The organism is Serratia rubidaea (genome assembly GCF_016026735.1).
Taxonomy (GTDB): domain Bacteria; phylum Pseudomonadota; class Gammaproteobacteria; order Enterobacterales; family Enterobacteriaceae; genus Serratia_B; species Serratia_B rubidaea.
Map to the genome: position 1 here is coordinate 2,887,994 of NZ_CP065640.1, position 12,238 is coordinate 2,900,231.

13 protein-coding genes are annotated in these 12,238 nt (G+C 61.9%); 8 read left to right on the forward strand and 5 right to left on the reverse strand.

Annotated elements, in window-relative coordinates; all coding sequences use genetic code 11:
• Nucleotides 1–139: 139 nt before the first annotated feature.
• From I6G83_RS13530 to I6G83_RS13555, 6 genes are all read left to right on the forward strand, one after another.
• Nucleotides 140–742, forward strand: coding sequence for an amino acid synthesis family protein (locus tag I6G83_RS13530; protein WP_015671462.1), 603 nt, complete (start codon nucleotides 140–142; stop codon nucleotides 740–742).
• Nucleotides 714–1,541 carry an alpha/beta fold hydrolase gene (locus I6G83_RS13535; protein WP_054307378.1) on the forward strand — a complete coding sequence of 276 codons (828 nt, stop codon included), beginning with the start codon at nucleotides 714–716 and terminating at the stop codon, nucleotides 1,539–1,541. The genes I6G83_RS13530 and I6G83_RS13535 overlap by 29 nt, the downstream gene beginning before the upstream one ends.
• Nucleotides 1,531–2,460 (forward strand): flavin reductase family protein, encoded by a 930-nt coding sequence (locus I6G83_RS13540; RefSeq protein ID WP_054307379.1) that lies wholly within the window; start codon nucleotides 1,531–1,533, stop codon nucleotides 2,458–2,460. The genes I6G83_RS13535 and I6G83_RS13540 overlap by 11 nt, the downstream gene beginning before the upstream one ends.
• Nucleotides 2,461–2,479: 19 nt before the next feature.
• Nucleotides 2,480–3,517: an LLM class flavin-dependent oxidoreductase gene (locus I6G83_RS13545; protein ID WP_054307380.1), complete on the forward strand. Its 1,038-nt coding sequence runs from the start codon at nucleotides 2,480–2,482 to the stop codon at nucleotides 3,515–3,517.
• 14 nt (nucleotides 3,518–3,531) lie between these two features.
• Entirely contained in the window at nucleotides 3,532–4,998 is a 1,467-nt protein-coding gene (locus I6G83_RS13550) for an aldehyde dehydrogenase (RefSeq protein ID WP_054307381.1), read from the forward strand.
• A gap of 86 nt (nucleotides 4,999–5,084) precedes the next feature.
• Nucleotides 5,085–6,479 carry a purine-cytosine permease family protein gene (locus tag I6G83_RS13555; RefSeq protein WP_015671467.1) on the forward strand — a complete coding sequence of 465 codons (1,395 nt, stop codon included), beginning with the start codon at nucleotides 5,085–5,087 and terminating at the stop codon, nucleotides 6,477–6,479.
• A 19-nt stretch (nucleotides 6,480–6,498) separates the two neighbouring features.
• Here the strand turns inward: I6G83_RS13555 and lsrK are convergent, their stop codons facing one another.
• The gene (gene lsrK, locus I6G83_RS13560; protein WP_054307382.1) at nucleotides 6,499–8,064 is read right to left on the reverse strand and encodes an autoinducer-2 kinase; all 1,566 of its coding nucleotides are present in this window, start codon (nucleotides 8,062–8,064) and stop codon (nucleotides 6,499–6,501) included.
• Nucleotides 8,065–8,246: 182 nt separating this feature from the next.
• Here lsrK and lsrG point away from each other — a divergent pair, with 182 nt between their 5' ends.
• A complete protein-coding gene (gene lsrG, locus I6G83_RS13565; RefSeq protein ID WP_015671469.1) occupies nucleotides 8,247–8,540 on the forward strand; it encodes a (4S)-4-hydroxy-5-phosphonooxypentane-2,3-dione isomerase in 294 nt (97 codons plus the stop codon).
• 36 nt (nucleotides 8,541–8,576) lie between these two features.
• Here the strand turns inward: lsrG and I6G83_RS13570 are convergent, their stop codons facing one another.
• From I6G83_RS13570 to I6G83_RS13580, 3 genes are read right to left on the reverse strand one after another with little or no spacing between them, the layout of a single operon-like run.
• Complete coding sequence (locus I6G83_RS13570; protein WP_054307383.1) at nucleotides 8,577–9,233, reverse strand: DUF799 domain-containing protein; 657 nt, start codon at nucleotides 9,231–9,233, stop codon at nucleotides 8,577–8,579.
• The gene (locus I6G83_RS13575) at nucleotides 9,230–9,589 is read right to left on the reverse strand and encodes a DUF4810 domain-containing protein (RefSeq protein ID WP_171020787.1); all 360 of its coding nucleotides are present in this window, start codon (nucleotides 9,587–9,589) and stop codon (nucleotides 9,230–9,232) included. The genes I6G83_RS13570 and I6G83_RS13575 overlap by 4 nt, the downstream gene beginning before the upstream one ends.
• A gap of 14 nt (nucleotides 9,590–9,603) precedes the next feature.
• The gene (locus tag I6G83_RS13580; protein ID WP_054307385.1) at nucleotides 9,604–10,275 is read right to left on the reverse strand and encodes a CsgG/HfaB family protein; all 672 of its coding nucleotides are present in this window, start codon (nucleotides 10,273–10,275) and stop codon (nucleotides 9,604–9,606) included.
• 252 nt (nucleotides 10,276–10,527) lie between these two features.
• Between I6G83_RS13580 and I6G83_RS13585 the strand changes: the two genes are divergently transcribed.
• Nucleotides 10,528–11,442 (forward strand): bifunctional helix-turn-helix transcriptional regulator/GNAT family N-acetyltransferase, encoded by a 915-nt coding sequence (locus I6G83_RS13585; RefSeq protein WP_054307386.1) that lies wholly within the window; start codon nucleotides 10,528–10,530, stop codon nucleotides 11,440–11,442.
• A gap of 68 nt (nucleotides 11,443–11,510) precedes the next feature.
• Here I6G83_RS13585 and bhsA read toward each other — a convergent pair whose 3' ends face one another.
• Nucleotides 11,511–11,768, reverse strand: a complete 258-nt coding sequence (bhsA, locus tag I6G83_RS13590) for a multiple stress resistance protein BhsA (RefSeq protein WP_054307387.1) — start codon at nucleotides 11,766–11,768, stop codon at nucleotides 11,511–11,513.
• Nucleotides 11,769–12,238: the final 470 nt, after the last annotated feature.

The following is a 12,238-nucleotide window of genomic DNA, read 5'->3' on the forward strand; positions in this document are numbered from 1 at the left end:
GCCACCGTTTTCGTACCAATCTCCGCCCATATTTGTCGGTTGATATTATGGTATACCAAGCTTTGACATGGCGTATTTCCCGATGCTATACCGCAAATCGCCCACTGATTAACATTTGATTTACTTTTTGAGGAACCCTATGCATCCGATGATTCGTAAAACGTTGCTGTCCACCGAAACGCTGTATACCGACGGCGCTAAAGCGGCGGGCAAACCCCTGGTGATGATCGCCGCGGCGGCGGTGATCAAAAACCCCTGGGCCGGTCAGGGCTATGTGGAAGACCTCGGCCCGAAAATTCGTGAACTGGCGCCGGTGCTCGGCGAGCTGCTGACCGGGATGATTGTCAAAGAGGCCGGCGGCGGCGAGCGGGTGGAGGCGTTCGGTAAATGCGCGGTAGTCGGTATCGACGGCGAGCTGGAGCACGCATCGGCGCTGATCCATACGCTGCATTTCGGCAACCACTATCGCCAGGCGGTGCAGGCCAAAAGTTACCTGGCGTTCAATAACACCCGCGGGCCGGCCAACGCGCCGATCCTGATCCCGATGATGCAGAAGAACGACGAAGGCAGTCGCGAACACTACCTGACCTATCAGTTCGCCATCGCCGATGCGCCGGCCGGCGATGAAATTGTCGTGGCGCTGGGGGCGGCGCTGGGGGGGAGACCGCATCACCGCATCGGTAACCGTTATCTGGATTTGAAAGAGCTTGGTCATGATGCGCAAAACCCAGCGGCTGTCTGAATTCAACCTGCAGGCGAGCTACCTGGAGGCGGGCGAGGGCGAGCCGCTGCTGCTGATCCACGGCGTGGGCATGAACGCCGACGCCTGGCAGCCGCAGCTTGACGCCCTGCAGGCGCATTTTCACGTTATCGCGGTGGATATGCCGGGGCACGGCGGCAGCGACGGCTTTGCGCATACGCCGTCGCTACAGGATTACGTGGCGTGGACGGCGGCGTTTCTGCGCACTCTGCCGCAGCCGCGCTTTGCGGTGGCGGGCCACTCGATGGGAGCGCTGATCGCCGCCGGGCTGGCGATCGATCATCCGCAGCTGGTCAGCCGCGCGATGGTGATGAGCGGCGTTTACCGGCGCAGCGAACAGGCGCGCGCCGCGGTGCTGCAGCGCGCCGGCGAACTGGCGCGCGGCGATGCGCAGCTGGATTCGCCGCTGGCGCGCTGGTTCAGCGATACGCAGGAGGAGGCGGCGCTGCGGCGGCGGGTCAGCGGCTGGCTGAATCAGGTCAGCCGCGACGGCTACGCCAAGGCGTATCAGGCGTTTGCCGCCGGCGATGCGGTCTACGCCGGCCGCTGGGGAGAGATGCGCTGCCCGGTGCTGGTGCTGACCGGCGAACTGGACGCCAACTCCAGCCCGGCGATGGCGCGCCAGATGGCGCACGCGGCCCCGCAGGGGCAGGCGGTAATCGTTAATAACGCGAAACATATGGTGAATCTGACGGATGCGGCGCGGGTCAATCAGGAGATGCTGGCCTTTTTAACCCCGGCGCATCGGCACGATACGGCAGGAGCGAACGATGGACATTGAACAACGCAGACAATTACGTGACGCCTTCGGCGCCTTTATGACCGGGGTGACGGTGGTCACCGCGCTGGATGCCGACGGACAGCCGATCGGCTTTACCGCCAACTCCTTTACCTCGGTATCGCTGGACCCGGCGCTGCTGCTGGTCAATATCGACAAGCGCTCGGCCAATCTGGCGCACTTTACCAACGGCGCGCACTTTGCCGTCAATATTCTGGCCGAGCAGCAGAAAGAGACGTCGAATATTTTCGCCCAAAAGGTGGACGACCGCTTCGCGCAGGTGGCGTGGCGGCGCAGCGACGCCGGGATGCCGCTGCTGGACGGCAGCTCCGCCTGGTTCGAATGCGAACGCTTTCAGGTGGTGGACGCCGGCGATCATGTGATTCTGATCGGCAAAATCAGCGCCTTTGACTCCAGCGGCACCGCCGGTCTGGGCTACTACCGCGGCGCCTACTTCACGCCGGCGCAGAACGCCGAGGCGCTGGTCAGCGGGCCGGAAGTGGTGGTCAGCGCGCTGATTGAGTTTGACGGCAGCGTGGTGATGGTCAAACGACAGGACGGGCGCTTCCGTCTGCCGTCGCGGCCGGTGGCCGGGCGCAGCGTCGGCGATAGCCTGACGGCGCTGCTGCAGGAGCTGGCGCTGCCGGCCAGCCCGGGCTTTGTCTACTCCATCTATGACGACCGTCAGTCGAACCGCCAGCACATCGTCTTCCTGTGCGCGCTGCCCAGCGATGCCGGCAACGGCGTGCTGCCGGGCGAGGCGGCCCGTTGGCTGCCGCTTGCTCAGGCGGCGGCGCTGCCGATGGATGATCCGGCGCTGAAGTCGCTGCTTAACCGCTTCGAGCGTGAAAACTCGGTGGGCAACTACAGCATTTACTACGGCGATGAGCACAGCGGCGCCATCAAACGATTTGCCAGCTAAGGCTGGGTGGGAGCGAGCGATGAAACTGTCTTTATTTATCCATATGGAACGCACTACCCCCGACGAGCCGCAGGAGCAGCTCTATGAACAGATGATGGAGCTGTGCGAAATCGCCGACCGCGGCGGCGTACACACCATCTGGACCGGGGAGCACCACGGCATGAATTTTACCATTGCCCCCAATCCGTTTATCAACCTGGTGGATATTGCCCACCGTACTCAGCACGCGCGTCTGGGCACCGGCACGGTGATCGCGCCGTTCCACCACCCGGTGCGGCTGGCCGGCGAAGCGGCGATGACCGATCTGATCACCAACGGGCGGTTGGAGCTGGGGATTGCCCGCGGCGCCTACAGCTATGAATACGAGCGCCTGATGCCGGGGCTGACCGCCTGGGACGCCGGCCAGCGGATGCGCGAGCTGATCCCGGCGGTGAAGAAACTGTGGCAGGGGGATTATGCCCATCAGGGCGAGTACTGGTCTTTCCCGGCAACCACCTCGGCGCCGCAGCCGAAGCAGCAGCCGCATCCGCCGATCTGGGTGGCGGCGCGCGACCCGAACAGCCACGAATTCGCGGTAAAGAACGGCTGCAACGTGCAGGTGACGCCGCTGCATCAGGGTGAGGAGGAGATCGTCCGGCTGGTGACCTGCTTTAAAGACGCCTGCCGCGAACATGCGCCGCAGCAGCCGCTGAAAATCATGCTGCTGCAGCACGGCTATGTGGCGGAAGACGAGGCGGACGCCCAGCAGGCGGCGCAGGAGCTTAACCGCTTCTACCACTATTTCGGCGCCTGGTTCAAGAATGAGCGCCCGGTCAGCCAGGGGTTGATCAAGCCGCTGAGCGACGAGGAGATGGCGGCCAACAGTTATTACAACGCGGAAATGATGCGTAACAACCTGGCGATCGGCACCGCCGATGAGGTGGTGGCGCGGCTGAAGAACTATGAGCAGATGGGCTACGCGGAATTTGCCCTGTGGATCGACAGCGGAATGTCCTTCGCGCGGAAAAAAGCCTCGCTGGAGCGCTTTATCCGCCACGTTATGCCTGAGTTTCACTGAGGCGGGAGGAAGTGATGGAGTCGTTTGATCTCTATATTAACGGGCGGTTCGAGCCGGGCGCGGCGCGCTTTGACTCGCTGAACCCGGCCACCAACGCCCCCTGGGCCAGCGTGGCGCAAGCGCATGAGGCGGAGGTGGATCGCGCGGTGGAGGCCGCCTGGCAGGCGTTTCACCGCCCCGAATGGCGTGCGATGACCGCAGGCGCGCGCGGCAAGCTGCTGCTGAAGCTGGCGGATCTGGTGGAGGCCAACGCGCCGGAGCTGGCGCGGCTGGAGACGCTGGACAGCGGGAAAATCATCCGCGAAACCCGCGCGCAGATCGCCTATGTGGCGGAGTATTACCGCTATTACGCCGGGCTGGCCGACAAAATGGAAGGGCACGTGCTGGCGATCGACAAGCCGGATATGGAAACCTGGGTGCGTCGTGAACCGGTCGGGGTGGTTGCCGCGGTGATCCCGTGGAACAGCCAGCTGTTTCTGTCGGCGGTGAAGATTGGCCCGGCGATCGCCGCAGGCTGTACGCTGGTGGTGAAGGCCTCCGAGGCCGCGCCGGCGCCGCTGCTGGCCTTTGCCCGCCTGATCGATCAGGCCGGATTTCCGCCCGGGGTGTGCAATGTGATCACCGGCTTTGCCGAGCGCTGCGCGGCGCCGCTGACGCGCCACCCGAAGGTGGACCGCATCGCCTTTACCGGCGGCGCGGAAACCGCACGCCATATCGTGCGCAACAGCGCCGAAAATCTGGCCAGCACCTCGCTGGAGCTGGGCGGCAAATCGCCGTTTATCGTCTTTGACGACGCCGACCTCGACAGCGCCGCCAACGCGCAGGTGGCGGCGATTTTCTCGGCCTCCGGCCAGAGCTGCGTCGCCGGCTCGCGCCTGCTGGTGGCGGAGAGTGTCAAGGAGGCGCTGCTGGAGCGGCTGGTGGCGAAGGTGCGCGAGATCGTCATCGGCTGTCCGCAGCAGCCGGAAACTCAGTTCGGCCCGCTGTGCACCGCGCGGCAGAAGGCGCTGATTGAACAGGTGGTCGAACGCTCGCTGGCGCAGGGCGCCCGGCGGCTGACCGCGTCGGCGCCCATCGACGGTCCCGGCTTTTACTACCCGCCGACCATCCTGGACTGCAGCGGCTGCCCGCAGGCGGAGAGCGTCACGCGGGAGCTGTTCGGCCCGGTGCTGTCGGTGCTGAGCTTCCGCGATGAAGCCGAGGCGATCGCCCTGGCCAACGCCACGGAGTACGGGCTGGCGGCCGGCGTGTTTACGCAGAACCTGACCCGCGCCCACCGGGTGACCCGCCAGCTGCGCGCCGGCGTGGTGTGGCTCAATACCTACCGCGCGGTCTCGCCGCTGGCGCCGTTCGGCGGTTACGGCCAGTCCGGCTTCGGCCGCGAAGGCGGCATGGAGGCGGCGCTGGAGTACACCACCAGCAAAACCGTCTGGTTACGCACCAGCGATGCGCCCATCGACGACCCCTTCGTGATGCGCTAGCCGCCCGCTTCCCCTCCCGACTCCCGGGAGGGGCTGCCTTACCCTCTACCCGATAAAAACGATAACGGTGTAAACCGGAGGATGTCATGCGTTCTCAAACACAACCAAACAGCCTGATCGAGGATAAATCCATCGATTACGTGCCGGCCTCGGAGCGTCACGGCGAGGTAAAAAGCCTGTTCACCCTGTGGTTCTGCACCAATATCGCGCCGCTGGCGGTGGTGACCGGCGCCATCGCCACCCATACGTTCGGGCTGAATATTCTGTCGGCGATGACGGCGATTATCGCCGGGCATCTGTTCGGCGGCGTCTTTCTGGCGCTGACCTCGGCGCAGGGGCCGCAGGTGGGCATCCCGCAGATGGTGCAGAGCCGCGCCCAGTTCGGCCGCTACGGCTCGCTGCTGGTGATCGCCTTTACCACGGTGATTTACCTCGGCTTCTTTATCTCGAACATTACCCTGTCCGGCAAGGTGATCAACAATGTGCTGCCGGCGCTGCCGATCCCGTACGCCACGGTGCTGGGGGCGCTGCTGGCGACCGCCATCGGCGTGGTGGGCTACCGCTTTATCCATAAAATCAACAAGCTGGGCGCCTGGATTATGGGCGCGGCGCTGCTGATTGGCATGGTGGTGATGCTGACGCAGCCGCTGCCCGGCGATTTCTGGCTGCGCGGACGCTTTTCGTTCAGCGGCTGGTTTGCGACGTTTTGCATCGGCGCGGTCTGGCAGATCAGTTTCTCGCCGTATACCTCGGACTATTCCCGCTACCTGCCCGCCGAGGTGGGGATCCGGCGGCCGTTCCTCTATACCTGGCTGGGGGCCTGCAGCGGCACCATTCTGGCGTTTCTGTTCGGCATGCTGGCGGTCAATCTGGTGGGCGGCAACGTCGAGGCGATGGCGGCGGTGCGCCAGGCTACCGGCTGGCTGGGGCCGGTGCTGATGGTGCTGTTCCTGGTCAATATCATCTGCCATAACGGCATGAATCTCTACGGCGCGGTGCTGTCGCTGATCACCGCGGTGCAGACCTTTATGCCGCGCTGGCAGCCCGACGCCCGGGTGCGGGTGCTGTTTTCCACGCTGGTGCTGGCGGGGTCGGTGCTGGTGGCGCTGGCGGCGTCGGCCAATTTCGTCAGCTTCTTTATCAATCTGATCCTGGCGCTGATCGCGGTGCTGATCCCGTGGTGCATGATTAACCTGATCGATTTTTATCTGATCAGCCGGCAGCGCTACGATATCGAGGCGATTTTCCGCGCCGACGGCGGCCGTTACGGCCTGCTGAACGGGCGGGTGCTGGCGGTGTACTTCGCCGGCATCGTGGTGCAGCTGCCCTTTATGGAAAACGCCTTTTTCAGCGGGCCATACTCGCAGCTGGTGCCCGGCGCGGATATCTCCTGGGTGATCAGCCTGGTGGTGACCGGGCTGCTGTATCCGCTGTGCTGCCGGCGCAGCGATCTGCGCCTGGCGGCCGCGCCGCGCGAATAGCGGGCGGCAGCGCCGGGCGCTACAGCCCCGGCGCTTTCCACAGCGAGGTTGTCAGGCCGTGGTCCACCAGCGTCAGCTGGTCGGCATATACTTCCCGCCAGTTCTCCGTTTGCTGCTGATAGAGCGCATGATGCGCCTCGTTGGGTTGATACTGGCACTCCCAGCGCACCAGACGTTCGCCGGTGGCCGCCAGGTCGTCAAACAGCCCGGCGCCGACGCCGGCGGCGATGGCGCAGCCCAGCGCGGTGGCCTCTTTCACCACCGGCACCCGCACCGGCAGCCCGGTGACGTCGCTGAGGATCTGGCTCCATAGCTTGCCTTTCGCGCCGCCGCCGGCAAACACCAGCGCCGGCGGCTGAACGCCGGAAAACTGTGCGATCTGCGCCAGATTGCAGGCGGCGACGATCGCCGCGTTCTCCTCCAGCGCACGGAACAGCGTCTGCTTGTTACAGCGCTGCGGATCCAGCGACATATTGATAAAGGAGGGCGCCGCGTGATACCAGCTTTTAAAATGCATGGCGTCGGAAAAGATCGGCATCACGCCGTAGGCGCCGGGGGGCACCCGCGCCGCCATCTCTTCCAGCAGCGTATAGGCGTCGACCCCCAGCCGCTCGGCCAGCAGCTTTTCCTCGGCGCAGAAGGCGTCGCGGAACCAGCGCATGGTCAGGCCGGTGAAGAAGCTGATCGCTTCGGCCTGCGCCATACCGGGGATCACGTGCGGGTTAATGCGGATATTCATCGCCGGATCGGTCTGCGGCTGCGGCAGATTGACGATCTGCTGCCAGAAGGTGCCGCCCAGCACCGCGGTCTGTCCGGCCTGCACCACGCCCAGCCCCAGACAGCCGAGCTGCACGTCGCCGCCGCCCATCACCACCGGCGTGCCGGCCGCCAGGCCGCATTGCCGCGCGGCCGTGTCGGTGACGCGCCCCAGCAGGCTGCCGGTCTCTTTGACCGGCGACAGCAGGTCGGCGCGCAGGCCGGCCATATCCAGCAGCGCCGGCCGCCAGTCGCGGCGGGTCAGATCCAGCATGCCGGTGGTGCCGGCGTTGGAGGGATCCACCGCCAGTTCGCCGCTGAGCCGGTTGGCCAGCCAGTCGCTGATCATGGTCATCGTCGCCGCCCGGCGGTAGATATCCGGGCGATGGTGCGCCAGCCACAGCAGGCGCGGCATGGCGCTCAGCGCCAGCGTCTGGCCGGAGTAGCTGTAGACTTCCTGCTCAAACTGATGGTTATGCAGCTCTTTCAGCTCGCTCACCTCGCGGCTGGCGCGGGCGTCGACGTTGGCGCAGGCCCAGATGGCGTCGCCGTTGCGGTCGTACAGGACGATGCCCTCGCGCATTGAGCAGCAGGCGACGGCGCGGATATCGCCCGGCCCGGCGTCGGCGCGTTCAAGCGCCTGCTGAATACAGCGGCAGGTGAGCCGCCAGTTATCGGTCAGATCGAACTCCATGGAGCCGGGCACGTCCGGCAGCGCCAGATGGCGCCACTCCGCCTGTCCGTAAGCGATTTGTTGGCCCGCCAGATCGAAAATCACCGCCCGGATGCTGCCGGTCCCTGCGTCTAATGCCATCAACAAGTTGCGCATAATTCACACTCTTCGCCCGCCAGATCTTAACTATAGATGGCGTTGGCGGCCGGCGCGGGGGCGCAGGCGGGGGCGCGCTGACAGAACTGTGAGGTGCGCTGCAAAATCGGCGCGGCGCGGCGGCAATTGCGGCGCGGACGCCTAGGATTGGGGAATCACCCCGCGCACTTTAAGGAGCCGTTATGCACGTCACGCTGGTGGAAATCAATGTAAAGCCGGATAAGGTGGAGGAATTTATCGAGGTGTTTCGCGCCAACCATCTGGGGGCGATCGCCGAGCCGGGCAATCTGCGTTTTGACGTGTTGCAGGATGAAACCATTCCGACGCGTTTCTATATTTACGAGGCCTACCGCGACCAGCAGGCGGTGGATGCGCATAAGCAAACGCCGCACTATCTGCAGTGTGTGGAACGGCTGGAGACGCTGATGACCGGCCCGCGCAAGAAAACCACCTTTATTGGCCTGATGCCGGCTTAAAAGAATGGGCAGCCGCACGCGGCTGCCCGTATCAGGTTAACGCTGGCTGGCGTAATGCGGCGAGCGCGGCCCATACAGGATGGCGCCGTCACGACCGGCGGACAGCAGGCGGGTATTGGCGATAGCGCCGATATCATAGCCTTTGTCGCTGAGCGTATTGGCGATTTGCGAGATGGCCGCGCTGATCACCATACTGAGCAGACCGCCGCCGTTGTTATTGTTGTTTTCGCTGCTGGAGGCCGTTGCGCCGCCAGACCACAGCAGCTTGCCGGAACGCAGGTCGAGCAGGCGTGCTTTCACGGTCACGCGAGTTTCGCTGTCGATCACCTTATAGCTGGTGCCGTACTGCGCAATATCCAGATACAGCACCGCGTCGGCGCCGAAGATCTGATGCAGCTTCGGCAGACTGACGGTGCGGATATCGTTGGCGTTGCTCAGACCGTTTTGCTGGAAGGTTTCTTCAACGACCGCGACCGGGAAGACGTAATAGCCGGCTTCGGCCAGCGGCAGGGTGGCGGTGGACAGCACGCTGTGGCTGGCCTTGACGTCCGGCGACAGGTTGACCGGCGGCGGCACCAGAATCGATTTTGGTTTGCTTTCGTGAAACGCCGTATAGTCATACGGCGCTTTCTTGGCGCAGCCGCTTAGCAGCAGCACCGCCGTCGCGGCAATTAAACCGAGTATCCGTTTCATTTAAAACTCCCTTTATCCTTGGCCATCAGGAAATCCATAAACTGGGCGGACTCCGGGAACAGACGTTTTTCCGTATTGAATTCGGCGAAAGCCTGATCCGGGCGGCCGCTTTTGGCATACAGCAGGCCCAGCTGCGCATGCAAACCGGGCGGCACCGCTTTATTTTTGGCGCGCGAGGTTTCAATGGTCTGATTTAATGCGGTAATTTGCTGCTCAGAACTAACGCCATCCTGTTGATAGTACTGATAAACTGTAGTCTGATAATTATCCCAATTGTACAGCGTTTTTGGCGCAGCGCAGCCGGCCAGCAGGGTTGCCGCCAGCAGCACCCCGCTTATATTTTTTATGGTCATGATTTTGTACTAATCCGTTAGTGGGTTGGGCGCCATGCGCCGTTTTCAATCGCCGTCACCAAATTATTTACCGCTTCGCGTACCGCTAAATCCAGCACCTTGCCGTTCAGGGTTGAATCGTAGCTGGCGGTGCCGCCAAAACCGATGATCTCACGGTTCGACAGGCTGTATTCGCCGGCGCCCTGGGTGGAGTAAACCACTTCGGAAGTCTGAACGTTAACAACATTCAGGTTTACCTTGGCGTACGCAACCTGCGATTTACCCCGGCCGAGAATGCCCCACAGCTGGTGGTCGCCCACTTCCTTGCGACCAAATTCGGTTACGTCGCCGGTGATTACGTAGTTGGCGCCTTTCAGCGTCTGTTTTTGTCCTTTCAGGCCGGCTTCGGTCTTCAGTTCATCCATATTGGCGCGATCGAGCACGTTAAAACGGCCGGTCTGCTGCAGGTGAGTGATCAGAATGGTTTTCGACTGATTGCCCAGGCGATCGACGCCATCGGAGAAGATGCCGTTCATATAGCTGGAACGGTTATCAAACTTACCGACGGCGATCGGGCTGCGCGGGCCTTGGTATTGGCTCTGGTAGGATGCGACTTTCGGCACTTCCAGCGAACGGGACGATTCCGTTGCGCAGCCGGTCAACAGCGTGACGGAAAGGGCAAGAGAACCCAGTACGAGTGATTTTTTCATGTAAATGAAATCTCTCCTTGATGATAAAGATACGGCAACTTTGCCAATAATAAATGTCGGAAAATCCGGCGGTTGCCGGCTTTCAACGCGCGCATTCTAGCAGAAGCGGCGGGGCGTTAATCGCTGGAATAACGTTTATGAATGAAATAAATCCCTTCACCTATTTATGGTTATGCGTTATGTTGAAGTGAATTAGGTAACACTATCAACTAAATTTACGCTGCAATAAACGTGTCTGGGGAAGAAAATACGATGGAGATCCGGGAATTCAGGGCGCTGTCGCGCCGTCTGGTGCGTGAACTGGGGATGTTGAACAAGCAGAGCAACGGTTCGCGCTTTTCGCCGCTGCAGATTCACCTGATGATTGAAATCAAGGCGCAGCCGCTGGGGGTGATGGAGCTGGCCGCCAAACTGTGTATCGATAAGGCCAGCGCCAGCCGGGCGCTGCGCTCGCTGGTCAGCGCGGAGATGATTGAGACGGTGGAGCACCCGCATGATAAACGCCACAGCCTGCACCGCCTGACCAAACAGGGGAAACGCACCCTGGCGCTGATCGACAGCGACGCCGATAACTTTATGCAGGAGGCGCTGGCGCAGCTGGATGATGATGAGCGGGCGGCGACGGTGGCGATGATGCGCAAGTTCAGCGGCGCGCTGGCCGGCGCGCGCAAGCAGCGGCAGGCGCAGCTGCGGGTGCGGCCAATCTGCGCCGCAGACGATGCGGCGATGGCGCAGGTGATCCGCGACTGTTTTCGTGAATACGGCATGGACACCATGGAGGGCGTCAGCCTGCACGATCCGGATCTGGATCGGCTGACGGAGGTTTACCGCCGCAGCGGCGGCCATTACTGGGTGGTGGAGCTGCAGGGGCAAGTGGTGGGGGGCGCAGGCATTGCGCCGCTGGCCGGCGAAGAGGCGGATTACTGCGAGCTGCAGAAACTGTTCTTCAAACCGGAAATCCGCGGGCTGGGGATGGCGCGCTATATGGTGGTGCAGGCGATGCGTACGGCGCGGGCGGCTGGGTACCGCTACTGCTATCTGGAAACTACCGAACAGCTGAAAGAAGCGCTCGGGCTGTATCAGTCGCTGGGCTTTACGCTGCTCAGCGAGCGGCGCGGCGACACCGGCCACCACGGCTGTCCTATCTATATGCTGAAGCCGCTGTAAGGCCGTACCTTCCCGCAGCAACGCAAAAGGCGGCTTACGCCGCCTCTTTGCATCTCAGACTCTGACGATTAGTTATAGATAATCGCGGTGCCGTGCATTTTGTTGTTACCGGTCGTCGAGGTGATCTGGAAGGATTTAGCCCCGGCTTTATCGGCTTCTGCCGCCAGTTTGTTTTCCAGGCTGGTCAGGTTGGTTGCGCCACCGGCGTTAACTACGCCGACTTTCTGCATATTTGCCGGCTGGCTGTCTACCAGTTCAGCGGCAAAGCTGCCGAATGATACGGTGGCAAGGGCAACGGCGGCGATGGTCATTTTCAGGCTTTTCATAATCTTCTTTCCTATCATAAGTTGAATATGGTTGTTGTTTCGCTGAGCGTTAAATTAATTAACGATCGATAATTTAATGTTAGTGTGACCCAGGTCACTTTGCAAGCATTTTTTTAATGTTCATTAATTAAATTGTTGCGGCCGTATTTCCGGCGGCCGGCGTGGTGCGGCATAAAATTCTTCAATATATTGTTATAAAAAGGTTTTCCCTGGCGCTGGCGACCTCTGGTGCCGTTGACCTCGCTGCGGTTCAGCGCGTGCGGCGTGGTAAATTGCCGTTCGGGGCGCTCGGTCATCGCCGCCGGCGCGGTTTTTTATCGCAACGACAGACTGCGACAGCGCAGTCATCCCGCCGTTGGCAACCGGGCGGGTATCGCTATCACAGGAAATTATTTTAGTTATTTCAATTGATTGTGCTTTTATAAGGGCGTATTAACAACAACGTTGATGTGAACGGCGGTATATAGATA

Coding starts and splice junctions, on each gene's coding strand:
- I6G83_RS13580 (WP_054307385.1), bottom strand. CDS start 10,275: ATGAAAAAATCACTCGTACTGGGTTCTCTTGCCCTTTCCGTCACGCTG.
- I6G83_RS13570 (WP_054307383.1), bottom strand. CDS start 9,233: ATGAAACGGATACTCGGTTTAATTGCCGCGACGGCGGTGCTGCTGCTA.
- lsrG (WP_015671469.1), top strand. CDS start 8,247: ATGCACGTCACGCTGGTGGAAATCAATGTAAAGCCGGATAAGGTGGAG.
- I6G83_RS13535 (WP_054307378.1), top strand. CDS start 714: ATGATGCGCAAAACCCAGCGGCTGTCTGAATTCAACCTGCAGGCGAGC.
- I6G83_RS13555 (WP_015671467.1), top strand. CDS start 5,085: ATGCGTTCTCAAACACAACCAAACAGCCTGATCGAGGATAAATCCATC.
- bhsA (WP_054307387.1), bottom strand. CDS start 11,768: ATGAAAAGCCTGAAAATGACCATCGCCGCCGTTGCCCTTGCCACCGTA.
- lsrK (WP_054307382.1), bottom strand. CDS start 8,064: ATGCGCAACTTGTTGATGGCATTAGACGCAGGGACCGGCAGCATCCGG.
- I6G83_RS13550 (WP_054307381.1), top strand. CDS start 3,532: ATGGAGTCGTTTGATCTCTATATTAACGGGCGGTTCGAGCCGGGCGCG.
- I6G83_RS13545 (WP_054307380.1), top strand. CDS start 2,480: ATGAAACTGTCTTTATTTATCCATATGGAACGCACTACCCCCGACGAG.
- I6G83_RS13585 (WP_054307386.1), top strand. CDS start 10,528: ATGGAGATCCGGGAATTCAGGGCGCTGTCGCGCCGTCTGGTGCGTGAA.
- I6G83_RS13530 (WP_015671462.1), top strand. CDS start 140: ATGCATCCGATGATTCGTAAAACGTTGCTGTCCACCGAAACGCTGTAT.
- I6G83_RS13540 (WP_054307379.1), top strand. CDS start 1,531: ATGGACATTGAACAACGCAGACAATTACGTGACGCCTTCGGCGCCTTT.